Source organism: Mycobacterium branderi (assembly GCF_010728725.1).
Lineage (GTDB): Bacteria > Actinomycetota > Actinomycetes > Mycobacteriales > Mycobacteriaceae > Mycobacterium > Mycobacterium branderi.
Genome location: NZ_AP022606.1, coordinates 2,913,121 through 2,940,061, shown reverse-complemented (window position 1 = coordinate 2,940,061; position 26,941 = coordinate 2,913,121). Strand labels below are relative to the sequence as shown.

Genomic DNA, 26,941 nt, shown 5'->3' with positions numbered 1-26,941 from the left:
TTGAACCATGACGTCGATCAACCGGGTGTACGTGGCACGGCTGGCGCGAATGCTGGTGCTGGGCCCGATGGGCGAGTCGCTCGGCCGGGTGCGCGACGTCGTCGTCAGCATCAGCATCGTGCGCCAACAGCCGCGCGTGCTCGGCCTCGTCGTCGAATTGCCTTCGCGCCGAAGGATTTTCGTGCCGATCGGACGCGTCGCCGCAATCGAGCCCAACGCGGTGACGTTGAACACCACCAGCGTGTCGCTGCATCGGTTCGAGCAGCGGCCGGGCGAAGTGCTGGTGCTGGGCCAGGTTCTGGACACCAAGGTGCGGGTCAACGATCCCGAACTGCCGCAGCTGGCCGATACCGACGTGGTGATCACCGATCTCGGCATCGAACAGACCCGAACCCGCGACTGGATGGTGACCCGCGTCGCCGTGCGCAGCATGCGGCGGCTGGGTCGGCGTGGCGGCGTCTACGTCGTCGACTGGCACAACGTGATTGGCCTGACGCCCTCCGCGCTGGCGATGCCCGGGCAGGGCGTGGCGCAGCTGCTGCACCAGTTCGAGGAGGGGCGGCCGATCGAGGTGGCCGACGCCCTGCGTGAGCTGCCGCCCAAGCGGCGCTACGAGGTGGTCAAGGCGCTCGACGACGACCGGCTGGCGGACATCCTGCAGGAACTGCCCGAGGAGGACCAGGCCGACGTGCTGACGCAGCTGGGCACCGAACGGGCCGCAATGGTGCTCGAGGAGATGGATCCCGACGACGCCGCCGACTTGCTCGGCATGATGAACCCCACCGAGGCGGAGGTGTTGCTGCGCCGGATGGATCCCGACGAGTCCGATCCGGTACGACGGCTGCTGACCCACTCCCCCGACAGCGCGGGCGGCTTGATGACATCCGATCCGGTGGTGCTGACACCGGACACGTCGGTCGCCGAGGCGCTGGCCCGGGTCCGCGATCCCGACCTGACTCCGGCGTTGTCGTCGCTGGTCTTCGTGGTGCGCCCGCCGACCGCCACCCCGACCGGTCAGTACCTGGGTTGTGTGCACCTGCAGCGGCTGCTGCGCGAGCCGCCGGCCGCGTTGACCGGCGGCATCGTCGACACCGATCTGCCCCGCCTGACACCGGACACCTCACTGCCCGCGGTGACGCGCTACTTCGCGGCGTACAACCTGGTCTGCGGCCCGGTCGTCGACGAGCAGAACCACCTGCTGGGGGCGGTGACGGTCGACGACGTGCTCGACCACTTATTGCCGCACGACTGGCGGGCCAGCAGCGAGGAGCCGGCGCTGGATGTGGCCGGAGGAGCGTCGTGAGTAAAACGTCGGCGCGGGCGCGGTTGTACACGCCACGCACGTCGCGCACGCTCGCGCCGCGGGTGGATCCCGAGGCAGTGGGTCAGGTCACCGAATCGGTTGCCCGGTTCTTCGGCACTGGCCGCTACCTGTTGCTGCAGACCGTCGTGGTGGTGGCCTGGATTGCGCTGAACGTTTTCGCGGTCGGGCTGCGCTGGGACCCTTACCCGTTCATCCTGCTCAACCTGGCGTTCTCGACCCAGGCCGCGTATGCCGCGCCGCTGATTCTGCTGGCCCAGAATCGGCAGGAGAACCGCGACCGGGTAGCGCTCGAAGAGGATCGTCGGCGCGCCGCCCAGACCAAGGCCGACACCGAATACCTGGCCCGCGAGCTGGCCGCGTTGCGGCTGGCGATCGGCGAGGTGGCCAAGACCCGCGATTACCTGCGCCACGAACTGGAGAGCCTGCGAAGCCTGCTGGAAGATCGCCAGGCCGACATCAGCGAGCCGGCGGGCACGGGTGACGGTGTAGACGGCCGCGCCAGGAAATCCTGAGCGCGATCGCAAGCGCGGCGAAGCCGGGCGCAGCGGGTCGCGCTCAACAGCCCAGCGCGATCGCAAGCGCGGCGCGATCGCGCGGAATCTGCGATCACATACTCCGCCATTGCCGCCACAGCGGTCACAACTGTTATGTATGGTGACTTAGTTCACGAGGCCCACTTCGGGCGTCGGGAGCGCCCGGATAAGGCTCGAATACTCAAGGACGGTCGAGTGCGCATAGGGGGACGCTGGGGTGCACACCCGGCCCTTGCAATGGTGCGACGGCAGCTGCGCCGTCTGACCCAGGCCCCGGTATTCAGAGCGGCGCTGCCGCGGCAGCTCAGCGGTGTGACGCAGACCCCGGTCTTCGGTGTGGCCGTGATCGTCGCACTGGTTTTCGCCGGAGCCGTGGGCGCCGCCGCCCCACCCTTCCGCGCGCCGATGCCAACGGTGCGCAATGCCGGCATCACCCCGGTTGCCGCGGTCGCGCCGGTCTCCAGTGACCCGTCGGGCCCGATGGTCGTCTCGCTGGTGCGGCCCCTCAAGGCCTTCCACATCGCGGCGGCCACCGTGTCGGCGCCGCCGCCGACCGTCGTGGTGAATTCGCCTGGCGCCCTGGGGATTCCGTCGATGGCGCTGTCCGCGTACCGCAACGCGGAGCGGATCATGGCCGCAAACGCCCCGGCATGCGGGATCAGCTGGAACCTGCTGGCGGGGATCGGCCGCATCGAATCGATGCATGCCAACGGCGGTGCCACGGACGCGCGCGGCACGGCGGTGCGGCCGATCTATGGCCCCGCCCTCGACGGCACGTTGCCCGGAAACGAGGTCATTGTCCAAAGCACAGCGCCGGGCCGGGTCACGTTCGCGCGCGCGATGGGGCCGATGCAGTTCCTGCCCGGCACCTGGGCGCGGTATGCCTCCGACGGCGACGGCGACGGCGTCGCCGATCCGCAGAACCTCTACGACTCCACGCTGGCCGCGGCCCGCTATCTGTGCAGCGGCGGATTGGACCTGCGCGACTCGTCGCAGGTGCTGTCCGCGATCTTGCGTTACAACAACTCGATGCCCTACGCGCAGAACGTGTTGGGCTGGGCGGCTGCCTATGCCACCGGCGTGGTGCCGGTCGACTTGCCGCCGCTCACAGGAGCCCCGCCGCCGCTGGCCGACATGCATCTGGAACACCTGGAGAATGCCGAGGGCATCGGGCCCGGGCTGCCGCTCAACATCCACGGCCTGCCCTCGACCGACCCGCTGGCGCAGATGCCGCTGATCGACCTTAGCCAATCCGCCGCCGCCGGCCAGCAGCCGATGTGGCCGTGGGCGCAGCAACAACAGCAACAGCTGCCTGCCCGCTCGTCGAGCTGCACGGTGATCTGCATCGGGCCGCAGGAGGCGGTGCCCGGCCAGCAGCCCGGCCAACCACCGTTGGTTGCGCCGCCGCCGGCCGGTCTGCCTCCCGCGCCCCCGGGGGTGGCAGCACCCGGATCACCTGCGGCCCCGCCGGCGGCCGGCCCGCAGGTCGGCGCCCCGCCCGCCGCGCCGGGTCCACCCCAGCAGGGCGCACCGCAGCCTCCGGCGGCGACCAACCCCGCGTCGGGCCCGGGCCCCCTGCCAGGTCCGGCCAACTGACCGACGCCGCCTACACTCGGCGGTGATGTCTGAAACCCACGACGACGCCGACCTCACGGCCGCGATCCGCGCGGCGCTGGCCAAGGTGATCGACCCCGAACTGCGGCGCCCGATCACCGAACTCGGGATGGTCAAGAGCGTTGACGTCGGGCCGAACGGCGCCGTGCATGTAGAGGTCTACCTGACCACGGCCGCGTGCCCGAAGAAAACGGAAATCAGCGAGCGGGTCGCCCAGGCGGTCGCCGACGTGCCCGGAACCGGCGCGGTCACCGTCGGCCTGGACGTGATGAGCGACGAGCAGCGCACCGAACTGCGCAAGCAGCTGCGCGGCGACGCCCGTGAGCCGGTCATCCCGTTCGCCCAGCCGGGGTCGCTGACTCGGGTCTATGCGGTCGCCTCCGGTAAGGGCGGCGTCGGTAAGTCGACGGTCACGGTCAACCTAGCCGCGGCGATGGCCGCGCGCGGCTTGTCGGTGGGCGTGCTCGACGCCGACATCCACGGCCATTCGGTCCCCCGGATGATGGGCACCACCGACCGGCCCACGCAAGTCGAATCGATGATCCTGCCGCCGATCGCCCATGACGTGCGGGTGATTTCGATCGCGATGTTCACCCAGGGGAACACCCCGGTGGTGTGGCGCGGGCCGATGCTGCACCGGGCGTTGCAGCAGTTCCTCGCCGACGTCTACTGGGGCGATCTCGACGTGCTGCTGCTCGACTTACCGCCGGGCACCGGCGACATCGCCATCTCGGTGGCGCAGCTGATCCCCAACGCCGAAATCCTGGTCGTGACCACACCGCAACACGCGGCGGCCGAAGTCGCCGAACGCGCGGGCAGCATCGCCTTGCAGACCCGTCAGCGCATCGTCGGCGTGGTGGAGAACATGTCCTGGCTGATGCTGCCCGACGGTTCGCAGCTGCAGGTGTTCGGCGAGGGCGGCGGCCAGCAGGTGGCCGAACGGCTGTCCCGCGCGGTCGGCGCCGACGTGCCGCTGCTGGGGCAGATCCCGCTGGATCCCGCGCTGGTGACCGCCGGCGACTCCGGCGTGCCGATCGTGCTCAGCGCGCCGGATTCGGCGGTGGGCAAGGAACTGCGCCGGGTCGCCGACGCCCTGTCGTCGCGGCGGCGAGGGCTGGCCGGTATGTCGTTGGGCCTCGATCCGACCAAGCACTGAGCGACTGTGCGCTACGTCGCGTCGGCATCAAACGGCGCGGGCCCGTCGAGCGGCTCGGGGGACGGCGGGTAGGCGGTTGGCGGCGGAACACCTTCCTCCACCCGGTCGAACTTGCCGGTGAACAGCGAATCGTCGCCGTCGAACAGATGCTTGGTCAATGCCGCCCGCGGCGTCATACCGCGCAGCTTCTGCAACTCGCTCAACGGCTCACGCAGATCGTCGAATTCGGGTCCGATGTCTTGGCGCAGCTGCTCGGTCACCCCACTGAGGTAGTCGCGGGCCTGCCGAAGAGCGTTGGCGCTCCAGCGGATTGCACCCGGCAGCCGCTCGGGGCCGAGGACCACCAGCCCGACCACCACGAGGACGAGCATCTCCCCCCAGCCGACGTTGGCGAACACTTAACTGTTGTCCGGACCCGGCTTCACCGTCAGCGTCACGTGCCGCCCGTCGCGCACCACCTCGATGGGGGCATCCTGACCAATTGTCAACTGGCGCACCGCAACAACCATCTCGTCGGCGTCGGCGACGGGCCGGTTGCCGACCTTGACCACGACGTCGTTCTCCAAAATCCCGGCCTGCTGCGCGGGACTGCCGGCTTTCACGTTGGCCACCTGAGCGCCGGAGGCGATGGCATTGCTCACCGAGCGCGTGCTCAGCCCCAGCGTCGGGTGCACGATCTTGCCGTCCTTGATGAGCGTCTGCGCCACTTCTTTCGCCTCGTTGACCGGGATCGCGAAACCCAGCCCGCTGGCGCTGTCGGACAGCGACTTGCCGGCCGTGTTGATGCCGATCACCTGGGAATCCATCCCGATCAGCGGGCCCCCGGAGTTGCCGTGGTTGATCGAGGCGTCGGTCTGCACCGCGTCAATGACGGTGTCGGTGTCCGAGCCGTCACCCGACAACGGGATCGGGCGGTGCAGCGCGCTGATGATGCCGTGCGTGACGGTGCTGCGCAGCCCGAGCGGCGCACCGGCGGCCAGCACCTCGTCGCCGACACGCACCTTGTCCGAGTCGCCCAGGCGGGCCACCGTCAGGTTGTTGACGTTGTCGACCTTGAGCACGGCCAGGTCGGTCTTGGGGTCGCGGCCCACCAGGTTGGCGGGTACTTCCTTGCCGTCGTTGAACACGACGCTCGTCTTCCACTGGCTGGGGTTGTTGGCCGCCTCGGAGATGACGTGGTTGTTGGTGACGATGTAGCCGCGGCCGTCGATCACCACCCCGGAGCCCTGCATGCCCTCCTGGTCGCTGACAGATTCGATCGTCACGACCGAGTCGGCGATCGCGGCGGCCACTTTGGCGAACCGGCCGGCCGGCTCTTCCTTGTTGCCGCTGGTGGACAGCGTCACCTTCGACGTGGTGAACGCCTCGGCGAGTTCGGCGGTCTTGCGACCGACCCAGCCGCCGAGTATCCCGATGACCAGCGCGATGGCGATCAGGACGGCCAGCGCCCGATAGGAGACCTTGCCGCCGAACAGCACGTCGCGCACACCGAGTTTGCCGCCGAGCCCCGCGGCACCACGCGGAGGCGACGGCGCCAGCGCAGGGCTACCCAGCGCGGCGGCCGCTCCCGGGTCGCGCCACGGGTCGTCGGCGTCTGAGGGCTGATCCTGGTCTTTTTCGGCGTCCAGCGCGCCGGCATCGGTGGGGTGGCGCTGCAGCGATTCGGCGTCCGGGAACGGGCGCCCGAAGGCCTCGGCGAGCACCGGGTCGGCCGGCTCGTCGTGCGGGGTGAATTCGCTTTGGTTGCGGTACTTGGGCGGGCGCACCGCCTCCGCCACAAACGAGCCCTGCACGCCGTTGGGGCGGCTGAACGTCTGCTGCGACGCGGGGTCGACCGGTGGCCGCGAAACGGGTCGCGGCGCCAGCCGGTGGCCGCCGTACTTGTCTTGGTCGGAGGTCACGTCATCCTCTTCCGAGCGCTGGAGAAACACCCGCTGTGGGTACGAGCACGGCGTCTGACACCGGCTAATCCACCCTACCGGCGCTTACGCCGGTCACGCGCGCTGCCGCCGGCCAACGGGTCGGAGAACGTGTCGTCGGGGGGCGTCTGCGGGATCTGGGACAGCAACCCCAGTAGTGAGCTGGGGATACTGATCGGGCTGGAATCGCGCAACGCGGCGCGCGCTCGGCTCTGATCCTCGACTTCGGTGGCACACTCGGGACACAGCGAAATGTGGTGGGCGGCGCGCAGGTGTGCGGTCATCCGCAGCTCACCGTCGACGAACGCCGCGATGGCCTCGGTGGACAGGTGCTCGGTGGAGCCGAATTGGCGGGGCGCGCCGACCGGTGCGTCGCTCTGCGAGGCAAATTGGGAGGGAAGCCAGGAGAACGCACGGCGGAACACATGTCCCCGGTCGACCATCGCCAAGCTCCTCTCGGTATCGCGCGAATGCACGGCACTACCTCGAATGTAGCGCGCTACCCCGGTGCGCAATACCACTGAACAGCCCGGAAGGCCGAGTGTCGTCAGGCGGTGGCGGAACGGTCGGCGTGCTCGGGGTGCGCCGCCAGGTAGTCGCGCAGCGCCTGCCGGCCACGGTGGATACGGCTTCTTACCGTGCCCAGCTTCACGCCGAGGGTGGCGCCGATCTCCTCATAGGACAGGCCCTCGATGTCGCACAACACGACCGCGGCGCGGAACTCCGGCGGCAGCGAATCCAGCGCGGCCTGCAAATCCGGACCCAGGCGGGCGTCGTGGTAGATCTGCTCGGGGTTGGGCTCGTCGGCGGGCACCCGGTCGTAGTCGTCGGGCAATGCCTCCATCCGGACGCGGCCACGTCGACGCACCATGTCGAGGAACAGGTTGGTGGTGATGCGGTGCAACCAGCCCTCGAAGGTACCCGGCTGATAGTTCTGCACCGACCGGAAGACCCGGATGAAGGTTTCCTGGGTGAGGTCCTCGGCGTCGTGCTGGTTGCCGGACAGCCGGTAGGCCAGCCGGTAGACACGGTCGGCGTGTTGACGTACCAGTTCGTCCCACGACGGCATCGCCGCCTTGTCACCGGTCGCGTCGAAGATCGCGGTGCCGTACGGCTCGTCAGTTGGCTCAACCCAGTCGGCGTCGCGGTAGCGCTCAGGGTGCGACATGCTCGCCGGGCTCATCAGGGTGGTGATGGTCAGATCCTCCGAATTGGTCCCGCTGCCATATGGCAGCGCGTCACCGCGGGCAACGCCGAGACTGCATGCTGTATTCCCGGCCCAGCGTCCTCCGCGATCCATGTACATACCGTTGCCTATCGGGGTGTGGCCGGCATGTGACGCGACTGAGCTTTCGCTGAGAAACCCGGCCGGCACCGCGTCGGCGCTGGGACTTTGTGACGTTGAACGGCGTTGGCGTCCGGGCGTGTCGGCTCGTTAGGGGCGCGCCTGCCTGACCGTGGCCGGGGTTGGCTCTACGCTGCGGGGCATGGCCAGCACCGACCACCCACCCGGCCAGGCGGCCCAGTCCAGTCGTGCCGCGGCCATCTATGCCCATGCCGAGGAGTCGATCTCCGAGGATGCGATCTTGGCGGCGGCCCGGGAGCGCGCCATGGACATCGGTGCGGGCGCGGTCACCCCGGCGGTCGGCGCGTTGCTGAGCTTGCTGGCCAAGCTCAGCAACGGTAAAGCCCTCGTCGAGGTGGGCACCGGTGCAGGCGTCAGCGGACTGTGGTTGCTGTCCGGGATGAGCGACGACGGGGTGCTGACCACGATCGACATCGAGCCCGAGTACCAGCGCATCGCCAAGCAGGCGTTCAGCGACGCGGGCGTCGGGCCGTCACGCACCAGGCTGATCAGCGGCCGCGCGCAGGAGGTGCTGACCCGGCTGGCCGACGACTCCTACGACCTCGTGTTCATCGACGCCGACCCGATCGACCAACCCGACTACGTCGTCGAGGGGGTTCGGCTGCTGCGTTCCGGCGGGCTGATCGTCATCCACCGGGCCGCGCTGGGCGGACGGGCGGGCGATCCCGCTGCCCACGACCCCGAGGTGACCGCAGTGCGCGAGGCGGCACGGCTGATCGCCGAGGACGAGCGCCTCACACCGGCCTTGGTGCCGCTCGGCGACGGCCTGCTGGCCGCCGTCCGCGACTAGTTACTGCCGAGCACATTCTTCAGCCCTCATCCATGCAATTTTGTGTCTGCTCGCGCGTCCATGCTTGACGGCGGCTGAACGCGCGTTTAATGTACTGAACATGCGTTCAGCCGACTTGACCGCAGCGGCGCGGATCCGCGACGCCGCGATCGAGCAATTCGGACAGCAGGGTTTCGGCGTCGGACTGCGGGCGATCGCCGATGCCGCCGGGGTGAGCGCCGCCCTGGTCATCCACCACTTCGGCTCCAAGGAAGGGCTGCGCAGGGCCTGCGACGACTACATCGCCGACGAGGTCCGCAGCGGGAAGTTGGAGGCAATGCGGTCCACCGATCCTGCTACCTGGTTCGCCGCGCTGGCCGAGATCGAGTCCTATGCGCCGCTGATGGCCTACCTGATGCGCAGCATGCAGGAAGGCGGCGACCTGGCAAAGACGTTGTGGCGCAAGATGATCGACGATGCTGAGGATTACCTCGACGAAGGGGTGCGCATCGGCACGCTCAAACCCAGTCGCGACCCCAAGGCCCGTGCCAAATACCTCGCCATCACCGGCGGCGGTGGGTTTCTGATGTATCTGCAGTTGCACGACAACGCCACGGACATTCGTGCCGTATTGCGCGACTACGCCCGCGACATGATCCTGCCCGCCCTCGAGCTCTACACCGAAGGACTCATGGCGGACAAGACCATGTACGAAGCATTCCTCGCTCAAGCCGAACAAGGAGAAGCCAATGTCAGTTGACCACGGCCGGGCCCCTATCGAAATCCGCAATCTGACAAAGGATTTCGGTGCCGTTCGAGCGCTCGACGGCCTCGATCTCACGGTCCGCGAGGGCGAGGTGCACGGCTTCCTCGGACCCAACGGCGCCGGGAAGTCGACGACGATTCGCATTCTGCTCGGAGTCGTCAAAGCCGACAGCGGAACCGCCCGCCTGCTCGGCGGCGACCCGTGGCACGACGCCGTCGAGCTGCATCGACAGATCGCTTATGTACCAGGCGATGTGACCCTGTGGCCCAACCTGACCGGCGGTGAAACGATCGACCTGCTGGCCCGCATGCGCGGCGGCCTCGACGAAAAACGCCGCGCGGAGCTGATCGAGCGATTCGACCTGGATCCACACAAAAAGGCGCGCACATACTCGAAGGGCAACCGGCAGAAGGTTTCTCTCATTTCGGCCTTCTCGTCGTATGCGCGGCTGCTGTTGCTCGACGAGCCCAGCAGCGGCCTGGACCCGTTGATGGAGAACGTATTCCAGCAGTGCGTGGCCGAGGCGCGGGCCCGCGGCGTCACCGTGCTGTTGTCAAGCCACATCCTCGCCGAGACCGAAGCCCTGTGCGAGCGCGTGACGATCATCCGAGCCGGCAAGACCGTCGAGAGCGGCTCGCTGGAGTCGATGCGTCATCTCAGTCGCACCTCGATCAAGGCCGAAATGATCCGCGACCCTGGTGATCTCACCCGTATCCGCGGCGTCGAGGACGTCAGCATCGACGGCAACACGGTGCACGCCCAGGTCGACAGCGAAAGCCTCGGCGAACTCATCCGGGTTCTGGGCGATGCCGGTGTGCGCAGCCTGGTCAGCCAGCCGCCAACTCTGGAAGAGCTGTTCTTGCGCCACTATGGCGACGGACAGCGTGGCCGCAGCCAACAGGAGGTGCGGGCATGAGTACCGCCACTCTGGACCGGCCCATACACAAAGCGCCGCAACGTGGCTCGCCCTTCACCGGAACACTCGGGATGCTGCGGCTCTACCTGCGTCGCGACCGGATTGTGCTGCCGCTGTGGGTCTTGCTGTTGTCGGTACCGCTGGCAACTGTGTATGTCGGCTCTATCGAGAAGGTCTACCCGGATCAGGCAGCGCGTGACGCGTTCGCGGCCTCGATCATGGCCAGCCCTGCCCAGCGTGCACTCTACGGCCAGGTCTACGCGGACAACATCGGCGCCGTCGGGATCTGGAAGGCCGGCATGTTCCATCTGCTCATCGCGGTGGCGGTGATCCTCACGGTGATTCGGCACACCCGCGCCGACGAGGAGACCGGCCGCGCCGAGCTTCTCGACTCGACGGTGGTGGGCCGCTACGCCAACCTGACGGCGGCCCTACTGCTGTCATTCGGCGCGTCGGTCACCACCGGCGCGATCGGTGCGGCGGGGCTGCTCACCACCAACGTCGCACCAGGCGGGTCGCTGGCGTTCGGGGCGGCACTGGCCGGCTCCGGCTTGGTATTCACCGCCGTGGCCGCGGTGGCCGCTCAATTGTCACCCAGCGCCCGATTCGCCCGTGGCACTGCGTTTTCCGTGCTGGCCGCAGCGTTCACATTGCGCGCGGTCGGCGACGCCGGCTCGGGAACCTTGTCGTGGCTTTCGCCGCTCGGGTGGTCCCTGCAGGCCCGGCCGTACGCGGGTGAGCGGTGGTGGGTGCTACTGCTGCACATAGCGACGACCGCGGTGCTCACAATGGTGGCCTACCGGTTGCTCGCCGGCCGGGACGTGGGCGCGGGGCTGATCGCCGAACGCCCGGGGCCGGCGAGCGCCGCACCGACGTTGCAGGGCGCCGGCGGACTGGCATGGCGGCTCGACCGCGGCTCACTGGTGCTGTGGACCGTCGGGCTGTGCCTCTACGGCTTGCTGGTCGGCAGCATCGTGCACGGCATCGGCGACGAAATCGGCGGCAGCGCCTCGGTCCGCGACATCGTCGCACGGATGGGTGGCACCACGGCGCTGGAGCGGGCGTTCCTCGCGGTGGCGTTCTGCATGCTGGGCATGGCCGCGGCGGCATTCGCCATCTCGCTATCCTTGCGCCTGCACCAGGAGGAGACCGGCCAGCGCGCCGAGACGCTGCTGAGCGGCGCGACGAGCCGAACCCGTTGGCTGGCAAGTCATCTGGGGATAGCGTTGATCGGGCCCGCCGCTGCGCTGCTGCTCGCCGGGCTCACCGCCGGACTGGCCTATGGCCTCGCCGCTGACGACGTCGCCGGCAAGGTGTCCACAGTGATCGGGACCGCGGCCGCACAGCTTCCGGCAGTGTGGCTGCTGGCCGCGGTCACGGCCGCGCTATTCGGCGTGGCGCCGCGGTTCACACCGGTGGCGTGGGGCGTGCTGGTGGCGTTCGTCGCGTTGTATCTGATCGGTTCACTGGCCGGCTTTCCGCAGTGGCTGCTCGACATCGAACCGTTCGCGCACATTCCGCGGGTGGGCGGCGGTGACTTCACCGCTGTTCCGCTGCTGTGGTTGCTGGCGATCGACACGACACTGATTGCGCTGGGAGCGGCGGCATTCCGGCGTCGCGATCTGCGCAACTAGAGGATGTTATCATGAAAACGCTTGCCAAAACGCTACTTTCAGCTGTCATCGGATTTGCTGCCTTCGGCCTGATGCTGTTCTGGCCGGCGGGCACCCTGCATTACTGGCAGGCGTGGGTATTTCTTGCCGTCTTCACGGTCTCCACCTGGATTCCCAGCATCTACTTGATGCGCACCAACCCGGCCGCCCTGGAGCGGCGCCTGCGCGCCGGCCCGCTCGCGGAAACCAGAGTGCTGCAAAGGATCATCATCTCCATCGCGTTGTTGTCGATGCTGGGGACGATTGTGCTCAGTGCGCTTGACCACCGCTTCGGCTGGTCGTCGGTGCCCGCCACGGTGTGCCTTGTCGGCGATGTCCTGGTCGCGATCGGACTGGGTGTGGCCATGCTGGTGGTCATCCAGAACAGTTATGCCGCAGCCAATGTCACCGTCGAGGCGGACCAGAAGGTGATCACCACCGGCCTGTACGGGTTGGTCCGGCATCCGATGTACACCGGCAACGTGATCATGATGGTGGGCATTCCGTTGGCGCTCGGCTCGTATTGGGGACTTCTGTTCCTCATTCCCGGCATTGCCGTGCTTGCCATTCGAATTCGCGATGAAGAAGAATTGCTCACCCACGAGCTGACGGGATACCGCGAGTACGCCGAGCAGGTGCACTACCGCCTGGTGCCCTACGTGTGGTGACGACGGAACGTCTGCCGCGAGGGCAGGGCTAGATCCAGACGCCCTTGCCGACGGCGACCACCCCGCCGGCGCTGATCGCGAAGCGCTCGCGATCCTTCTCCAGATCCACTCCGACCATCTCGCCGGGTCCCACGACCACGTTCTTGTCCAGAATCGCGTGGCGCACCACCGCGCCGCGGCCGACCCGGGTGCCCGGCATGATCACGCTGCCCTCCACGATCGCACCGTCGTCAACGACGACGTTCGACGACAGCACCGAATTGCGCACCGAGGCCGCCGAGATGATGCTGCCCGCGCCCACCACCGATTCCTGCGCGGAGCCGCCGTTGACGAACTTGGCCGGCGCCAGGTTTTCCGTCGCACCCCGGATCGGCCAGCGCTTGTTGTAGAGGTTGAACACCGGATGCACCGACACCAGGTCCATGTGCGCGTCGTAGAACGCATCCAGGGTTCCGACGTCACGCCAGTAAGCGCGGTCACGGTCGGTGGCGCCGGGCACCTCGTTGTCGGAGAAGTCGTAGACCGCGGCCAGCCCGTCGGCCACCAGCCGCGGGATGATGTCGCCACCCATGTCGTGGTCGGAGTGGTCGTCCTCGGCGTCGGCGCGGATCGCGTCGATCAGCACCTTGGTGGTGAAGATGTAGTTGCCCATCGAGACGAAGGTGGATTCCGGGTCGTCAGGAGTGCCGGGCGGGTCGGCCGGCTTCTCGACGAAACTGCGGATGCGCCCGGAATCGTCGGCGTCGAGACAACCGAACGCCGTCGCCTCCGCGCGCGGCACCCGGATCCCGGCCACCGTCGCCCCGGCCCCGCTGTCGATGTGGAACCGGACCATCTGTTCCGGATCCATCCGGTAGACGTGGTCGGCGCCGAAAACCACGATGTAGTCGGGGTCCTCGTCGAAGATCAGGTTGAGCGACTGGTAGATCGCGTCGGCCGAGCCGGTGTACCAGCGCGGGCCCAGCCGCTGCTGCGCCGGCACCGGGGTGATGTACTCGCCGGCCAGACCGGAAAGTCGCCAGTTCTGCGAGATGTGACGGTCCAGCGAATGGGACTTGTATTGCGTGAGAACGCAGATCCTCAGGTAGCGGGCGTTGACGAGATTGGACAGCACGAAGTCGATCAGCCGATAGGCGCCGCCGAAGGGAACTGCCGGCTTGGCCCGGTCCGCCGTCAGCGGATACAGCCGCTTGCCCTCCCCACCGGCCAGGACAATGCCCAGCACGTGTGGCGCTTCCCTCATGGGTTCAAACCTATCGGCCACCTCGAACCGCTGCCAGGGCAATCGACCGACTGTCCGTCAAGCAATTTGAGCTACCGTGCCGGATATGCGGGTGGCGATGATGACGCGGGAGTATCCGCCCGAGGTGTACGGCGGCGCCGGGGTGCACGTCACCCAGTTGGTTGCGCACCTGCGCAACCTGTGCCGGGTCGACGTGCACTGCATGGGGGCGCCCCGCCCGACGGCCGCGGCGTATCAGCCCGACCCCCGATTGCAGGGCGCCAACCCGGCATTGTCGACGCTGTCGGCTGATCTGTTGATGGCCAACGCGGCCGCCGGTGCCGACGTGGTGCACACCCATACCTGGTACACCGGCTTGGCAGGACATGTGGCCGGCCTCCTCCACGACATCCCGCACGTGCTGACCGCCCATTCGCTGGAGCCGTCGCGGCCGTGGAAGGCCGAACAGCTCGGCGGCGGCTACCGGCTGTCGTCCTGGGTGGAACACACGGCGGCGACGGCCGCGGACGCCGTCATCGCCGTCAGCTCCGGCATGCGCGACGACGTGCTGCGGGTCTATCCGGCACTGGACCCCAGCCGGGTTCACGTCGTGCGCAACGGGATCGACACCGACGTGTGGTACCCGGTGGGGCGCGACCCGAATGGGTCGATCCTGGCCGAGCTGGGTGTCGACCCGCAGCGGCCGGTCGTCGCATTCGTCGGGCGGATCACACGTCAGAAAGGCGTTGCCCATCTGCTGGCCGCCGCGCACCGGTTCGACGCCGACGCGCAAGTGGTGCTGTGCGCGGGAGCGCCCGACACCGCCGAGATTGCCGCCGAAGTCACCGCGGCGGTCACCGACCTGGCCCGCACGCGAACCGGGGTGTTCTGGATCCGCGAGATGCTCCCAATCGGCAAAATACGCGAGATACTTTCGGCTGCAACAGTTTTCGTGTGCCCTTCGGTCTACGAGCCGTTGGGGATCGTCAACCTGGAGGCCATGGCCTGCGCGACGGCGGTGGTGGCCTCCGACGTCGGCGGGATACCCGAAGTGGTTGCCGATCACGTCAGCGGGCTACTGGTGCACTACAACCCCGGCGAACCCGCCGATTATCCGGCGGATTTGGCCGAGGCGGTCAATGCTCTGCTCGCCGATCCGGAGAGGGCGGAGCGCTTCGGTCAGGCGGGACGCCAGCGCTGCATCGCGGAATTCTCCTGGGCGCACATCGCCGAGCAGACGTTGGAGATCTATCGGAAGGTCTGCGCGTGACGCTTAGCTGGTGACGCCCTTGAGTTCGTCACCCAGTGCGGCGGCTTCGTCGGGCGTCAGCTCGACGACGAGTCGGCCACCGCCTTCCAGCGGTACCCGCATCACGATGCCGCGCCCCTCCTTGGTCGCTTCCAGTGGACCGTCACCGGTCCGGGGCTTCATCGCCGCCATCGAGTGCTCCCTCCAGCTTCGAACGGGCCCGCCGTCGCGGACCTGGTCGGCGCCGGGTACGCGCCGCCAGTGAAATCCCGGCCATACCCGGCGTTGAACTGCCAATTCACTCCCCCATTGTTCCCTATGGACGACGACGGGGTGCACAAGACCCGGGTTCAACTGTCTGCGCGGGTGATCGGTGCCACAAAACAACTGCGCAGGTGGTCGTCGACCATCCCGGTCGCCTGCATCAGGGCATAGGCGGTGGTCGGTCCCACAAAGCGGAAGCCGCGCCGCTTCAATTCGCGCGCCATCGCGGTGGATTCCGCAGTCGCCGAAGGCACTTCGGAGGGATCAGCAGGCCTGGGCCGGGGTGCCGGCGCGAACGACCACAGCAGTTCGGCGAGGTCTTCGGGTCCCAGGTCGGCGGCGGCGCGGGCGTTGGCGATCGTCGCCTCGATCTTGGCGCGGTTGCGCACAATCGACTCGTCGGCCATCAGCCGGGCCACGTCGGCGTCGGTGTAGCGCGCGACGGTCTCGATGTCGAAGCGGTCGAACGCGCGCCGGAAGTTTTCCCGCTTGCGCAGGATCGTCAGCCACGACAGGCCGCTCTGGAATGCCTCCAGGCTCATCCGCTCGAACAACGCGACGCCGTCGCGCACCGGGCGGCCCCATTCGTTGTCGTGGTAGTCGCGGTAGAGCTCCCCGACAGCCCAGCCGCAGCGGACCAGCGCGTCGGTCACTCCGGGTCTTTCTCCTCGATGGCATGCATGGAAGCGAGTTGGCCGCGTAGCGAGTCAAGTTCCTGGCCGAGGCGGTCCAGCACCCAGTCCACTTCGCTGGTCTTGTAGCCGCGCAGCACCTGGGTGAACTTGACGGCGTCGACGTCGGCGCCGGTCACGCCGGACGCCGGCAACACCGTCGCCGTCGTCGCCCGGGGCAGCGGCGGCAGCTGCTCGCCGCGGCCGAACAGCAGGCTGGCCACGCCGAACAGCACGATCGCGACCAGGATCAGCACCACCAGATAGAGCAATACCAACGCCACGGCACCGATATTGCCCTAAAGCATGGTGTTCATTGGCGGCCGGTCGCTCAGCGACACCGCCGACGTGCGCGGGCTGTAGCCGTCGCCGTCGACGAAGAACTGGGTCAGGCCCACGCCGGAGTCGGGGATGCCACAGCGCGAGAGCAGCGTGGCGACCACCTGACGGCTCATCGGCCCCAGCTCTGCCAGCGGCCGGTTGCGGTGCGCCCGCACACCGAGGTTGACCTGGGCGATCGCGTCCAGGCCCAGCCGGTCGTAGGTGTCGACCAGCAGGCCGATCTCCACGCCGTAGCCGGGCGCGAACGGCAGCGACATCAACAGTTCGCGGCTGGCGGCGTATTCGCCGCCGAGCGGCTGCAGCACACAGCTCAGCTCGGGCCGCAGCGCCGCCAGCAGCGGGCGCGCGACCAGTTCGGTGACCCGCCCGCCGCCGGTGGCGCCTTCGCCATTGAGGGGCCGACGGTAGAAGCTTTTGACCAGGTGAACGCCGTCGCCGGTGAGCAGCGGGCCGACCAGCCACGGCACGAACATCGGGTGCGGGTCGATCAGGTCGGAGTCGACGAACACCACGATGTCGCCGCTGGTGGCGGCCAGCGAGCGCCACAGCACCTCGCCCTTGCCGGGCCGCGACGAAACGTCGGGCAGAGCCTGCTCGCGGGTGACGACGCGCGCGCCGGCCGCGATCGCGCGGATCTCGGTGTCGTCGGTGGAGCCCGAGTCGAGCACGATCAGCTCGTCGACCAGCCCGCCGACCACCGGCGAGATGGAATCGATGACCGATTCGATGGTGTCTTCCTCGTTGAGGGCGGGCAGCACCACCGAGATGGTCCGGCCGGCCTTGGCGGCCACTAATTCGTCGACCGTCCAGCTCGGGCGGATCCAGCTGCGGTCCGACAGCCAGGTGTCACCCGGCAAGGCAGCGAGAAGCTCAGTCACGCCAGTCCTCTCACCGTCCGTGTCGGCGGCCGTCGCCCCTGGATCGACGCCACCATTTCCAGCACCCGCCGGGTGGGCCCGACGTCGTGCACCCGGAACATCCGGGCGCCGGCCGCGGCGGCCAGCGCGGTGGCCGCCAGCGTTCCCTCCAGGCGTTCGGTCAGCTCCACGCCCAGAGTCTCCCCGACGAAATCCTTGTTGGAGAGCGCCATCAGCACGGGCCATCCGGTGTTAACAAGATCTTCCAGGTGGCGCAACAACGCCAGGCCGTGGAAGGTGTTCTTGCCGAAGTCGTGAGTCGGGTCGATCAGCACCCGGTCGCGGGCCACGCCGGCGGCGACGGCCTTCTCGGCGGCGGCGGTGACTTCGCGGATCACGTCGTCGACCACGCCGCGGGTGGTCGTTCCGTAGCTGACCCGGAAGGGCCGGGTTCGGGGCGGCGCGCCGCCGGTGTGCGAGCACACCAGACCGGCCCCGAATTCCGCTGCGACGGCGGGCATTTCGGGGTCGACGCCGCCCCAGGTGTCGTTGATCAAATCGGCGCCGGCCCGGCAGGCCTGCCGGGCCACGTCCGAACGCCAGGTGTCCACGCTGATCAGCTGCTCGGGGTAGGCGTCGCGCAGCCATTCGATGAACGGCACCACCCGCGCGGTTTCGGTGGCGGTGTCGACGTTTTGCCCGGGACCGGCCTTGACGCCGCCCACGTCGACGACGTCGGCGCCGTCGGCGATGACCCGGTGCGCGGCGGCCTTGGCCGCGTCGTCGGTGAAGGTAGCGCCGCGGTCGTAGAACGAATCCGGGGTGCGGTTGACGATCGCCATGATCAGCGGGCGATCACCGGCGACCGGGCGGCCGCAGAGCGTTGACTGCACCCGTCTATCGTGCCCGGCCTACCCCTGCGGCCGCTTACCGGCCGCCACCTCGTCCGGGTAGTCGTCGTAGAACGGCACGTAGCCCTCGTCGCGGCCGGCCAGCACGTACAGCGGATCCTCGATGCCCGGCCCGTAGCCCTGTTCACGCAGATCGACCTTGCGGCTCTTGAACGTGGTGGTGTGCTCCATCGAGTCCACCACCCGCACGAACAGCGGCAGCGCATACACCGGCAGCCGGTCGTACACCGCGCGCGCGAGCGCCTTGCCGTCGAACTCGGCGCCGTCGCGCAGTTTGACGGCGGCCATCCCGGCCCGCCCGCCGGTGCGCGGGATCTCGACCCCGAATACCGCGCACTCCTCGACGGATTTTTCCGCCGCCACCGCCGCCTCGACCTCGGTGGTGGCGACGTTTTCGCCCTTCCACCGGAACGTGTCGCCGAGCCGGTCGACAAAAGCGGCATGTCCCATACCTTGCGGGCTCATCACGTCACCAGTGTTGAACCAGCAGTCGCCCTCACGAAAAGCGTTGCGCACCAACTTCTTTTCGCTGGCCGCCGGGTCGGTGTAGCCGTCGAAGGGCTGCAGTTTGTTGACCGGGCTGATCAGCAGACCCGGCTCACCCGGCGGCACCCGGCGCACCCGGCCGTTCTCGTCGCGCAGCGGGGCGCCGGTGTCAGGGTCGTACTCGACGTAGGCCAACGGCAACGGCGAGATCCCGGTTGTCTTGGGCACATTGAAGATGTTGATGAACGCGGTGTTGCCCTCGCTGGCGGCGTAGAACTCGCACACCCGCTCGATGCCGAACCGGGTGGTGAACTCCTCCCAGATCTCCGGGCGCAGGCCGTTGCCGGCGATCAGCCGCACCTTGTGGGCGCGGTCGGTCGGCTTGGGCGGCTGGTTGAGCAGATAGCGGCAGACCTCGCCGATGTAGATGAAAGCCGTCGCGTCGTAGGCGATCACCTCGTCCCAGAATTGCGACGCCGAGAACTTCTTGCCCAGCGCCAGCGTCGCACCGGAGTTGATCACTGACGACACCGCGACCGTCAGCGCGTTGTTGTGGTAGAGCGGCAGGCAGCTGTACAGGGTGTCGCTGCTCTTCAGCCGCAAACCCAACCCGCCGAACGCGGCGAGCGCGGCCAGCCACCGGCGGTGGGTCATCACGCTGGCCTTGGGGTGTCCGGTGGTGCCCGAGGTGAAGATGTAGAACGCCGTGTCCTTGGCCAGCACCGCCGAGGCAGACGGCGGGTTGGTGGTCGGCGCGGTGGCGGCCAGGCGCTCCATCTCCTCGATGGTCAGCGGCTCGGCGCCGGGCGCGCCGGATTCGGCGACGACGTCTACCAAGTCGGATTCGGAGACCAGCACCTTGGCGTCGAGCAGACCCAGGCTGTGGGCCAGCACCTCGCCGCGCTGGTGGTAGTTGATCATGCCGGCGATCGCGCCGCACTTGACCACGGCCAGCATCATCAGCACCGCGTTGGGCGAGTTGCGCAGCATGATCCCGACGACGTCGCCGTGCCCGACACCCCGCGCGGCCAGCACCGCGGCATACCGGTTGGCGGTCGCGTTGGCCTCGCGGTAGGTCAGCCGTTGGTCACCGAACCTCAGGAAGACCCGGTCGCCGTAGCGGGCGGCGCGGTCCTGGAACACCTTGCCGATCGACGTCTTGGAGGTCGGCCGGGCCACCAGCCCGGTCAGCACCCCGCGCGCCATCACCGGCAAGTCGGCTATTACCCTCGGCACCCGGCTTGCGATGTCGACTAGCCCGACCGATTTGCGGGCGTCGTGTTCAGCCACTGTTTCCCCTCTGACGAACTTGGCGGCCAGCCTAACCCCCAACGTTCAGGCGGGTGAACACGCGGCCAACGCCGCATCCAGCTCGTCGACGACCACCAGCCGGTCCAGCGCCGCCTGCGACACGTACCCGCTGTCGACCAGCCCGTACAGCCACGCCCGAAGCCCGTCGAAGTGACCGCTCGGGTCGAGCATCACCACTGGTTTGTCGTGCATGCCGAGGTAGGCCCCGGTCCACGCCTCGAACAGCTCCTCGAGGGTGCCGATCCCGCCGGGCAGCGCCAGGAACGCGTCGGCGCGGTCCTCCATCACCTGCTTACGTTCACGCATCGTGTCGGTGACGATCAGCTCGTCGGCATCGGTGTCGGCGAGCTCGCGGTGGACCAGCATCTTCGGGATGACGCCGACGGTCCATCCGCCGCGGGTCCGCGCGGCGGTGGCCAGCGCGCCCATCGCCGAGACGTTGCCCCCGCCCCACACCAGCGTCCAGCCACGCTCGGCGATCGCCTCGCCGACCGCGGCGGCCAGCGCCAGCAGCTCCGGGTGCGTCGGCCCGGACGCGCAGTACACACAGACTGCCCACTGTTTGCCAGTCACACACCGAAACCTAATCCAGGCGCGTATTTCGGCCTATCGCCGTGCCAGGCATGCGACGGGCAATAAAATCCGGCGATGCCGACTGGGTGGGTTGCCGCGCCGGCCAAAGCCGTGCTGGATCAGGTGGCGGCCGCACTCGACCGGTCCGGTGCGGTACTGGTCGGGGCCGACGGCGCCGGCAAGACGCTGACCGCTCGGGCGGCCGCGGACAGGTTCACCGCGCGCCGGCCGTCGACGGTTCGGTGGGTGACGGGCACCCCGTCGCTGCGAATGGTGCCGTTCGGCGCGTTCGGGCATCTCGTCGACGTGGCGGAGATCGGCCGGCCCGCCGCGCTGCTGCGCGCCGCGCACGACTCGCTGGTGGCCGGCGGCGATCTGCTGGTCGTGGTCGACGACGCGCACGAGCTGGACAGTCTGTCGGCGGGACTGGTGTACCAGTTGGCGTTGAAGCGCTCGGCGCGGCTGATCGTCACCGTCCGCTCCGAGAGCGAGCTACCCGATGCGGTGGCCGCGCTGTGGACCGACGACCTGCTCACCCGCATCGAGGTCGAGCCGCCGGACCGGACTGCCCCGCTGCCCGGGCTGGTCGACGAGTATCTGAGCGGCCTGGCTGCCCCGGTTCGCACGGCGCTGGACTATCTGGCCGTCGCCGAACCGCTGGTCCGCAGCGACCTGGCGGGGCTGGCCGGTGAACAGGCCGTCGAGCAGGCCGAAGCAGCGGGCGCAGTGAGCGCCGCCGACGGCGAAATGGTCCATGCGGGCCACCCGCTCTACACCGAACGAGTGCGCGCCGGGCTGGGGCCGGCAGACGCGCGGGCGCTGCGCACGGCGGTCGTCGGCCAGCTGTCCGCCCGTCGCTCCGACCACATCGTTGACCAGCTGCGACTCGCAGCGCTGGCGATCGACAGCGACGCACATTTTGAGGACTTCTCGGGCGCCGCACAGCAAGCGCTGCGGCTCGGCGCGCTGGTTCTGGCCGAACGGCTGGCCCGCGCGGCGCTGGACAGATCGGGCGCGCTGGCGGCGCGGTTGACGTTGGGCTACGCGCTGGGGTGGCAGGGTCGCGGCCGAGAGGCCGGCGCGGTGCTGGCCGAGGTCGACCCCGACACCCTGACCGACGGCGAGCTGATGGCGTGGGCGCTGCCGCGGGCGGCGAACCAGTTCTGGATGCTCGACGAGCCGGAACGCGCCACCGCGTTTCTGCGCACCACCCGTAACAGGGTCGCGTCGCCGACCGCCCGGGCCACCCTCGACGCGCTGGCGGCGACGTTCGCGATGAACGCCGGCACGCCGCTGAGCGCATTGCGGATCGCCGGCGAGGTCCTGGCGTCGCCGCACGCCGACCAGGTCGGCGTCGGATGGGCGGCGTCGACGGCGGCGCTGTGCTCGGCCCGCATCGGGCGGTTCGACGACGTCGAGGCGCTGGCGGGCCGGGCGCTGGCCGGCGAGCACCCCGGTTTGCTGCGGTTCACCAGCGGGTTCGCGCTGGTCACGACGCTGGTGATGGCGGGCCGGCCGGATGCGGCGCGCACGGTGGCGCAGCGCTACACCGATTTCGCCGAGCTGCAGCAGCCGGGCCGCGCGATCGGCGAGGTGCTGGTCGCCTATGCGGCGATCGCCCAGGGTGACTTCGACGCTGCGGTGTCGCTGCTAGGGCCGGCCGCCGACACGCTGGCGCGGACCGGCTACTCGTGGGGCCCCCTGTCGCTGATGCTGCTGGCACAGGCGCTGGGCCAACAGGGCGAACAAGCCGAAGCGGCAAAGGCTTTGAGCCGGGCCGAGTCGCGGCACGGCCTGAAGTCGGCGCTCTTCACTCCGGAGCTGGCGCTGGCCAAGGCGTGGTCGAAAGCGGCTCGCGGCGACACCACCGGCGCGATCGAGGCAGCCCGCGAAGCCGCGCAGGCGGCCGAGCGCGGCGGGCAGTCGGCGATCACGCTGCGTGCGCTGGCCGACGCGGCGCGGCTCGGCGACACCCGGGCGGTGTATCGCGCCGAACGGCTGGCCGTCGAGGTGAACTGTGTGCTCGGCAGGCTCACGCTGGCGCATGCCCGGGCGCTGGCTGCCGGTGATTCCGCGGCGCTGGCCGAGGTGGCCGCCGATCTGGCCGACGCCGGGCTGCAGCCCGCCGCCGCCGACGCGGCTGCTCAGGCAAAGCTGGTCAGGTAGCGCCGCAGCATCTCGGCGGCGGCGGTGATCTGCTCGACCGGCACCCGCTCGTCGCGGCGGTGCGCCAGGTTGGGGTCGCCCGGCCCGTAGTTGACGGCTGGAACGCCGCGGGCCGCGAACCGGGCCACATCGGTCCAGCCGTATTTCGCCCGGACCCGCCCATCGGCCGCCTCGACCAGAGCTTTGGCGGCGGGTTTGGCGAGTCCCGGCAGCGCGCCCGCCGCCGAATCCGTCTGTTCGATGCGCACGTCGAGCCCGCCGAACACCTCATGCACGTGTTGCAGCGCGGCGTCCGCCGACCGGTCCGGCGCGAAGCGGAAGTTGACCGTCACCGACGCCGCGTCGGGGATGACGTTGCCGGCCACCCCGCCCTCGATGCGCACCGCCGAAAGCCCCTCGCGATAGGTGCAACCGTCGATCTCGACATCGCGGGCCTGGTACGCCGCGAGCCGGTCCAGCACCGCACCCAGCTTGTGAATTGCGTTGTCGCCCAACCACGATCGCGCCGAATGCGCGCGGGTGCCCGTTGCGTGCACGACGACGCGCAGCGTGCCCTGACAGCCGGCCTCGATGTAGCCGCCGGTGGGCTCGCCCAGGATCGCCACGTCGGCGGCCAGCCAGTCCGGCAGCTCACGCTCGATGCGGCCCAAACCGTTTGCGGCGGCTTCGATTTCCTCGCAGTCGTAGAACACCAGGGTCAGATCGTGGGCGGGTTCGGGCACGGTGGCGGCCAGGTGCAAAAAGACCGCGTCGCCGGACTTCATGTCGACGGTGCCGCAACCGTGCAGGATGTCGCCGTCGCGGCGGCTGGGCACGTTGTCGGCGATCGGGACGGTGTCGAGATGGCCGGCCAGCAGTACCCGGGTGGGCTTGCCCAGTTGGGTGCGGGCCAGCACGGCCTCGCCGTTGCGGATGATCTCGAAGCCGGACGTTTGGGCTCGTAACGCCGCCTCGACCTCGTCGGCGATGCGGGCTTCGTGCCGCGACTCGCTGGGGATGTCGACCAACGCCGCGGTCAGCTCGATCGGGTCGCCGCGTAGGTCCAGCACGGTCTCAAGGGTAGCCGCCGGGCATCTAGTAGCGTTGCCACCGTGACTGGAGCTTCGGGTATTGGGGTGGCGACGCTGGCCGCCGACGGGTCGGTCCTCGACACCTGGTTTCCCGCACCGGAACTGATCGACGGCGGCGAGAGTGGCACCGTGCGGCTGTCGGTCGCCGAGGTGCCCGACGAGCTGGCTGCGCTGGTGGGCCGCGACGACGCTCGCAGCACCGAGACCGTCGCGGTGCGCACCGTGATCGGCTCGCTGGACGACAAGGCGACCGACGCCTACGACGCGTATCTGCGGCTGCACCTGCTTTCGCACCGGCTGGTCGCGCCGCACGGCCTCAACGTCGACGGCTTCTTTTCCGTGTTGACCAATGTGGTGTGGACCAGCCAAGGCCCTTGTGCCGTCGAGGGTTTCGAGACAGTGCGGGCGCGGCTGCGCCGCCGCGGGCCGGTCGCCGTGTACGGCGTCGACAAGTTCCCCCGCATGGTCGACTACGTGTTGCCGACCGGGGTGCGCATGGCCGACGCCGACCGGGTGCGCCTCGGCGCGCATCTGGCGGCGGGCACGACGGTGATGCACGAAGGCTTCGTCAACTACAACGCCGGCACGCTGGGCGCCTCGATGGTCGAGGGCCGCATCTCGGCGGGCGTGGTGGTTGACGACGGCTCCGATGTCGGCGGCGGCGCGTCGATCATGGGCACGCTGTCCGGCGGTGGCAGTGAGGTCATTTCGGTGGGCAAACGCTGCCTGCTCGGCGCCAACTCGGGGCTGGGCATCTCGCTGGGCGACGACTGTGTGGTCGAGGCGGGCCTGTACGTCACCGCCGGCACCAAGGTCGCGATGCCCGACGGCAGCTCGGTCAAGGCACGCGAGCTGTCCGGCGGCAGCAACATGCTGTTTCGCCGCAATTCGCTGACCGGCGCCGTCGAGGTGGTCTCGCGCGACGGCCAGGGCATTGCACTCAACGCCGACCTGCACGCGAACTAACCTCTGCCGACTGTGAAATCGGCGACGCGACACGCCGTGGCACCGTCGTAGGTTTCACTCTCGGCGCTAAGAGCTCAGCAGCTCTTTCTTGAGCACCTTGCCCATCGCGTTGCGCGGCAAGCTGTCGACGACGCGCACCTCACGCGGTCGCTTGTGCACCGAAAGCTCTTGGGCGACATAGTCAATCAACGCACCCGAGTCCACGTCGCCCACAACGAAAGCGACTATCCGCTGGCCCAGATCCTCGTCGGGCAACCCGACCACCGCCGCCTCACGCACACCCGGATGCCCCAGCAGCGCCGTCTCGATTTCGCCCGCACCGACGCGGTAACCCCCGGACTTGATCAGGTCGACCGACTCGCGGCCCACGATGCGGTGCATACCGCCGGAGTCGACGACGGCGACGTCCCCGGTGCGGTACCAGCCGTCGGCGTCGAACGCCTCGGCGGTGGCGTCCGGCCGGTTCAGGTAGCCATCGAAGAGCGTCGGCCCCCGAACCTGAAGCCGCCCAATGGTTTCCCCGTCATGCGGCACCGGGCCGCCGGCGTCGTCGACCAGCCGAGTCTCGATGCCGGCCAGCGGCAGGCCCACCCAGCCGGGGCGGCGTTCGCCGTCGGCGCGGGTCGACAGCGTGATCAGCGACTCGGTACTGCCGTAGCGTTCGACGGGCGCATGGCCGGTGAGCCGAACCAACTGGTCGAACACCGGCACAGGCAGCGGCGCACTGCCGGACACCAGCAACCGCGCGCCTCGCAGCGCCTCGGCCGCGGCCGGGTCGGCCACCACCCGCGACCACACCGTCGGCACGCCGAAATACAGCGTGCCGCCGGCCTGAGCATAGGCCGCCGGCGTCGGTTTTCCCGTGTGCACGAAGCGGTTTCCGACGCGCAGCGAGCCGAGCAGCCCCAGCACCAGACCGTGTACATGAAACAGCGGCAACCCGTGCACCAGGACGTCGTCGGCCGTCCACTGCCACGCTTCGGCCAAGGCGTCCAGGTCGGCGGCGATCGCCTGCCGGCTCAGCTGCACCCCCTTGGGAGGACCGGTCGTACCCGATGTGTAGATGATCAGCGCGGTGGACTCCGGCGCCGGCTCCGGATAGCGATGCCACGAGCGGGCATGCAGCCGCACCGGAATGTGCGGCAGGCCCTCGGTCTCCTCGGGCGCCTCCCCTAGCCACGCCTGGGCACCCGAATCTGTGAGGATGTGGCGTCGCTCGGCCTGCCCGACGTCGGCGGGCACCGGCACCACCGGTACGCCGGCCAGCAGGCAGCCGGTGATCGCCAGCACGGTGGGCGCGCTCGGCGTGGCCAGCACCGCGACCCGATCCGCACCCCCGACCCGTTCGGCGACGGATGTCGCGGCGCCGACCAGGTCGCTGCGGCTGAACGTGACGCCGCCGATCGTCACCGCATCGCTCAGATCGGTAGCAGCGGCGGGGTTCAGCGAGGCCAGCAACACGTGAGCGAGGTTACCTGCTCGGCACCGTCACGCTCCCAAGTACATGAGTTCCATTGTCGGTGCAAGCGCGATGCGTCGCGGAGCAGGCGGCCATTCGCTCACGTTAGAAGCTCTCGGGCAATTCGACCTCGACGTGAAGAACCGATCCGAAATCTAGTCGGTGACTCGGCCAGCCGAAGTAGGACAATACTTGGAGCATGAGTGTGTTTTCTGCCATGACATCAGCCAGAAAGCGTTGAATTCCCTGGGAACGAGCGAGGTGGGCAAGGTGCTTTAGTAAAGCCGTACCCACACCGTGCAAGTGCTCCTCATGAGTCACCACAATCGCTACATCAGCCACACTGGGATCGTCAGACACCACGAAGTTTGCCACTCCGATCAGGCGGTCGTCCTCGAACGCACCAATCGCGGTTTGTTTGTCTCCCTGCGTAGTCAGTTGCCGGACAAGCTCATCCAGATGCCTGGGATGAAGGGTGAAGAAACGAAAAAGACGATCACGATCGGAGAGGTTCTGGTGGAGCGCCAGGACAGCGCTGGCGTCGCCGGCACAAAGGCGACGCAGCTGCACGTGTCGCCCGTCGAGCAGCGTAACCGTCGCCGCAGACTCCGCCGCTTGCGTATCCAACGACTTCTCCTCTAACGATCGAACAGCCAAAACACTTGACACCAAGTTATTGCTCCTCGGAGCGAATAGGCAGGGACCTTAGAC

27 protein-coding genes are annotated in these 26,941 nt (G+C 68.7%); 12 read left to right on the top strand and 15 right to left on the bottom strand.

The genetic code is table 11. The features are described from left to right. Positions 1-7: 7 nt before the first annotated feature. The 4 genes from G6N47_RS15050 (at position 8) to G6N47_RS15035 (ending at position 4,627) form a co-directional block, all read left to right on the top strand. Complete coding sequence (locus G6N47_RS15050; protein ID WP_083132570.1) at positions 8-1,303, top strand: magnesium transporter MgtE N-terminal domain-containing protein; 1,296 nt, start codon at positions 8-10, stop codon at positions 1,301-1,303. Further along, positions 1,300-1,836: a DUF1003 domain-containing protein gene (locus G6N47_RS15045; RefSeq protein ID WP_083132569.1), complete on the top strand. Its 537-nt coding sequence runs from the start codon at positions 1,300-1,302 to the stop codon at positions 1,834-1,836. The genes G6N47_RS15050 and G6N47_RS15045 overlap by 4 nt, the downstream gene beginning before the upstream one ends. Positions 1,837-2,052: 216 nt before the next feature. Further along, entirely contained in the window at positions 2,053-3,453 is a 1,401-nt protein-coding gene (locus G6N47_RS15040; RefSeq protein ID WP_083132568.1) for a lytic transglycosylase domain-containing protein, read from the top strand. A gap of 25 nt (positions 3,454-3,478) precedes the next feature. Beyond that, on the top strand, positions 3,479-4,627 hold the full coding sequence (locus tag G6N47_RS15035; RefSeq protein ID WP_083132567.1) for an Mrp/NBP35 family ATP-binding protein: 1,149 nt from the start codon (positions 3,479-3,481) through the stop codon (positions 4,625-4,627). Positions 4,628-4,638: 11 nt separating this feature from the next. On the opposite strand, the gene tatB is transcribed toward G6N47_RS15035, so the two are convergent. From tatB to sigE, 4 genes are all read right to left on the bottom strand, one after another. Continuing rightward, on the bottom strand, positions 4,639-5,025 hold the full coding sequence (gene tatB / locus G6N47_RS15030; RefSeq protein WP_083132566.1) for a Sec-independent protein translocase protein TatB: 387 nt from the start codon (positions 5,023-5,025) through the stop codon (positions 4,639-4,641). Beyond that, complete coding sequence (gene htrA, locus G6N47_RS15025) at positions 5,026-6,528, bottom strand: serine protease HtrA (protein ID WP_083132643.1); 1,503 nt, start codon at positions 6,526-6,528, stop codon at positions 5,026-5,028. It lies immediately after the preceding gene. A gap of 74 nt (positions 6,529-6,602) precedes the next feature. Then, positions 6,603-6,989, bottom strand: coding sequence for an anti-sigma E factor RseA (gene rseA, locus G6N47_RS15020; RefSeq protein ID WP_083132565.1), 387 nt, complete (start codon positions 6,987-6,989; stop codon positions 6,603-6,605). Between the two features lie 104 nt (positions 6,990-7,093). Continuing rightward, complete coding sequence (gene sigE, locus G6N47_RS15015; protein WP_083132642.1) at positions 7,094-7,846, bottom strand: RNA polymerase sigma factor SigE; 753 nt, start codon at positions 7,844-7,846, stop codon at positions 7,094-7,096. A gap of 187 nt (positions 7,847-8,033) precedes the next feature. Between sigE and G6N47_RS15010 the strand changes: the two genes are divergently transcribed. The 5 genes from G6N47_RS15010 (at position 8,034) to G6N47_RS14990 (ending at position 12,683) form a co-directional block, all read left to right on the top strand. Further along, positions 8,034-8,702: an O-methyltransferase gene (locus G6N47_RS15010; protein WP_083132564.1), complete on the top strand. Its 669-nt coding sequence runs from the start codon at positions 8,034-8,036 to the stop codon at positions 8,700-8,702. Between the two features lie 100 nt (positions 8,703-8,802). Further along, the gene (locus tag G6N47_RS15005; RefSeq protein WP_083132563.1) at positions 8,803-9,441 is read left to right on the top strand and encodes a TetR/AcrR family transcriptional regulator; all 639 of its coding nucleotides are present in this window, start codon (positions 8,803-8,805) and stop codon (positions 9,439-9,441) included. Continuing rightward, positions 9,431-10,363 carry an ABC transporter ATP-binding protein gene (locus G6N47_RS15000; RefSeq protein ID WP_083132562.1) on the top strand — a complete coding sequence of 311 codons (933 nt, stop codon included), beginning with the start codon at positions 9,431-9,433 and terminating at the stop codon, positions 10,361-10,363. Before G6N47_RS15005 ends, G6N47_RS15000 begins: the two co-directional genes overlap by 11 nt. After that, complete coding sequence (locus G6N47_RS14995; protein WP_139799563.1) at positions 10,360-11,997, top strand: ABC transporter permease; 1,638 nt, start codon at positions 10,360-10,362, stop codon at positions 11,995-11,997. The genes G6N47_RS15000 and G6N47_RS14995 overlap by 4 nt, the downstream gene beginning before the upstream one ends. Before the next feature lie 11 nt (positions 11,998-12,008). After that, entirely contained in the window at positions 12,009-12,683 is a 675-nt protein-coding gene (locus G6N47_RS14990) for a methyltransferase family protein (protein WP_083132561.1), read from the top strand. Between the two features lie 28 nt (positions 12,684-12,711). Here G6N47_RS14990 and glgC read toward each other — a convergent pair whose 3' ends face one another. Then, positions 12,712-13,926 (bottom strand): glucose-1-phosphate adenylyltransferase, encoded by a 1,215-nt coding sequence (glgC, locus tag G6N47_RS14985; RefSeq protein WP_083132560.1) that lies wholly within the window; start codon positions 13,924-13,926, stop codon positions 12,712-12,714. Positions 13,927-14,011: 85 nt separating this feature from the next. Here glgC and glgA point away from each other — a divergent pair, with 85 nt between their 5' ends. After that, on the top strand, positions 14,012-15,175 hold the full coding sequence (gene glgA / locus G6N47_RS14980; protein ID WP_083132559.1) for a glycogen synthase: 1,164 nt from the start codon (positions 14,012-14,014) through the stop codon (positions 15,173-15,175). Positions 15,176-15,178: 3 nt separating this feature from the next. Here glgA and G6N47_RS14975 read toward each other — a convergent pair whose 3' ends face one another. The 7 genes from G6N47_RS14975 to G6N47_RS14945 form a co-directional block, all read right to left on the bottom strand. Continuing rightward, positions 15,179-15,346 (bottom strand): DUF3117 domain-containing protein, encoded by a 168-nt coding sequence (locus tag G6N47_RS14975; RefSeq protein ID WP_003406247.1) that lies wholly within the window; start codon positions 15,344-15,346, stop codon positions 15,179-15,181. A gap of 158 nt (positions 15,347-15,504) precedes the next feature. Continuing rightward, positions 15,505-16,071: a DNA-3-methyladenine glycosylase I gene (locus tag G6N47_RS14970; RefSeq protein WP_083132558.1), complete on the bottom strand. Its 567-nt coding sequence runs from the start codon at positions 16,069-16,071 to the stop codon at positions 15,505-15,507. Continuing rightward, the gene (locus G6N47_RS14965; RefSeq protein WP_083132557.1) at positions 16,068-16,373 is read right to left on the bottom strand and encodes a DivIVA domain-containing protein; all 306 of its coding nucleotides are present in this window, start codon (positions 16,371-16,373) and stop codon (positions 16,068-16,070) included. The genes G6N47_RS14970 and G6N47_RS14965 overlap by 4 nt, the downstream gene beginning before the upstream one ends. Positions 16,374-16,388: 15 nt before the next feature. Then, on the bottom strand, positions 16,389-17,309 hold the full coding sequence (locus G6N47_RS14960; RefSeq protein WP_083132556.1) for a glucosyl-3-phosphoglycerate synthase: 921 nt from the start codon (positions 17,307-17,309) through the stop codon (positions 16,389-16,391). Next, positions 17,306-18,130 (bottom strand): dihydropteroate synthase, encoded by an 825-nt coding sequence (gene folP, locus G6N47_RS14955; RefSeq protein WP_232080340.1) that lies wholly within the window; start codon positions 18,128-18,130, stop codon positions 17,306-17,308. Before folP ends, G6N47_RS14960 begins: the two co-directional genes overlap by 4 nt. Positions 18,131-18,199: 69 nt before the next feature. Next, complete coding sequence (gene fadD6, locus G6N47_RS14950; protein ID WP_083132554.1) at positions 18,200-19,975, bottom strand: long-chain-acyl-CoA synthetase FadD6; 1,776 nt, start codon at positions 19,973-19,975, stop codon at positions 18,200-18,202. A gap of 45 nt (positions 19,976-20,020) precedes the next feature. Beyond that, entirely contained in the window at positions 20,021-20,569 is a 549-nt protein-coding gene (locus G6N47_RS14945; protein ID WP_083132553.1) for a TIGR00730 family Rossman fold protein, read from the bottom strand. 75 nt (positions 20,570-20,644) lie between these two features. On the opposite strand from G6N47_RS14945, the gene G6N47_RS14940 reads away from it, so the two are divergent. After that, positions 20,645-22,735 carry an ATP-binding protein gene (locus tag G6N47_RS14940; protein ID WP_083132552.1) on the top strand — a complete coding sequence of 697 codons (2,091 nt, stop codon included), beginning with the start codon at positions 20,645-20,647 and terminating at the stop codon, positions 22,733-22,735. Here G6N47_RS14940 and dapE read toward each other — a convergent pair. Beyond that, positions 22,714-23,784 (bottom strand): succinyl-diaminopimelate desuccinylase, encoded by a 1,071-nt coding sequence (gene dapE / locus G6N47_RS14935; protein WP_083132551.1) that lies wholly within the window; start codon positions 23,782-23,784, stop codon positions 22,714-22,716. The two genes, G6N47_RS14940 and dapE, sit on opposite strands and share 22 nt — an antisense overlap. A 42-nt stretch (positions 23,785-23,826) precedes the next feature. Here dapE and dapD point away from each other — a divergent pair, with 42 nt between their 5' ends. Beyond that, the gene (dapD, locus tag G6N47_RS14930; RefSeq protein ID WP_083132550.1) at positions 23,827-24,771 is read left to right on the top strand and encodes a 2,3,4,5-tetrahydropyridine-2,6-dicarboxylate N-succinyltransferase; all 945 of its coding nucleotides are present in this window, start codon (positions 23,827-23,829) and stop codon (positions 24,769-24,771) included. 66 nt (positions 24,772-24,837) lie between these two features. Here dapD and G6N47_RS14925 read toward each other — a convergent pair whose 3' ends face one another. Further along, positions 24,838-26,232, bottom strand: coding sequence for an acyl-CoA synthetase (locus G6N47_RS14925; RefSeq protein ID WP_083132549.1), 1,395 nt, complete (start codon positions 26,230-26,232; stop codon positions 24,838-24,840). A gap of 103 nt (positions 26,233-26,335) precedes the next feature. Further along, positions 26,336-26,857, bottom strand: coding sequence for a GNAT family N-acetyltransferase (locus tag G6N47_RS14920; RefSeq protein ID WP_163659653.1), 522 nt, complete (start codon positions 26,855-26,857; stop codon positions 26,336-26,338). Positions 26,858-26,941: the final 84 nt, after the last annotated feature.

Bases quoted from the DNA above. Each gene is read 5' to 3' on its own strand.
- sigE (WP_083132642.1), bottom strand. From the start codon at position 7,846: ATGGATCGCGGAGGACGCTGGGCCGGGAATACAGCATGCAGTCTCGGC.
- G6N47_RS14975 (WP_003406247.1), bottom strand. From the start codon at position 15,346: ATGGCGGCGATGAAGCCCCGGACCGGTGACGGTCCACTGGAAGCGACC.
- glgC (WP_083132560.1), bottom strand. From the start codon at position 13,926: ATGAGGGAAGCGCCACACGTGCTGGGCATTGTCCTGGCCGGTGGGGAG.
- G6N47_RS15035 (WP_083132567.1), top strand. From the start codon at position 3,479: ATGTCTGAAACCCACGACGACGCCGACCTCACGGCCGCGATCCGCGCG.
- G6N47_RS14995 (WP_139799563.1), top strand. From the start codon at position 10,360: ATGAGTACCGCCACTCTGGACCGGCCCATACACAAAGCGCCGCAACGT.
- glgA (WP_083132559.1), top strand. From the start codon at position 14,012: ATGCGGGTGGCGATGATGACGCGGGAGTATCCGCCCGAGGTGTACGGC.
- G6N47_RS15050 (WP_083132570.1), top strand. From the start codon at position 8: ATGACGTCGATCAACCGGGTGTACGTGGCACGGCTGGCGCGAATGCTG.
- folP (WP_232080340.1), bottom strand. From the start codon at position 18,130: ATGGCGATCGTCAACCGCACCCCGGATTCGTTCTACGACCGCGGCGCT.
- G6N47_RS15010 (WP_083132564.1), top strand. From the start codon at position 8,034: ATGGCCAGCACCGACCACCCACCCGGCCAGGCGGCCCAGTCCAGTCGT.
- G6N47_RS14940 (WP_083132552.1), top strand. From the start codon at position 20,645: ATGCCGACTGGGTGGGTTGCCGCGCCGGCCAAAGCCGTGCTGGATCAG.
- rseA (WP_083132565.1), bottom strand. From the start codon at position 6,989: ATGGTCGACCGGGGACATGTGTTCCGCCGTGCGTTCTCCTGGCTTCCC.
- G6N47_RS15005 (WP_083132563.1), top strand. From the start codon at position 8,803: ATGCGTTCAGCCGACTTGACCGCAGCGGCGCGGATCCGCGACGCCGCG.
- G6N47_RS15000 (WP_083132562.1), top strand. From the start codon at position 9,431: ATGTCAGTTGACCACGGCCGGGCCCCTATCGAAATCCGCAATCTGACA.
- G6N47_RS14990 (WP_083132561.1), top strand. From the start codon at position 12,009: ATGAAAACGCTTGCCAAAACGCTACTTTCAGCTGTCATCGGATTTGCT.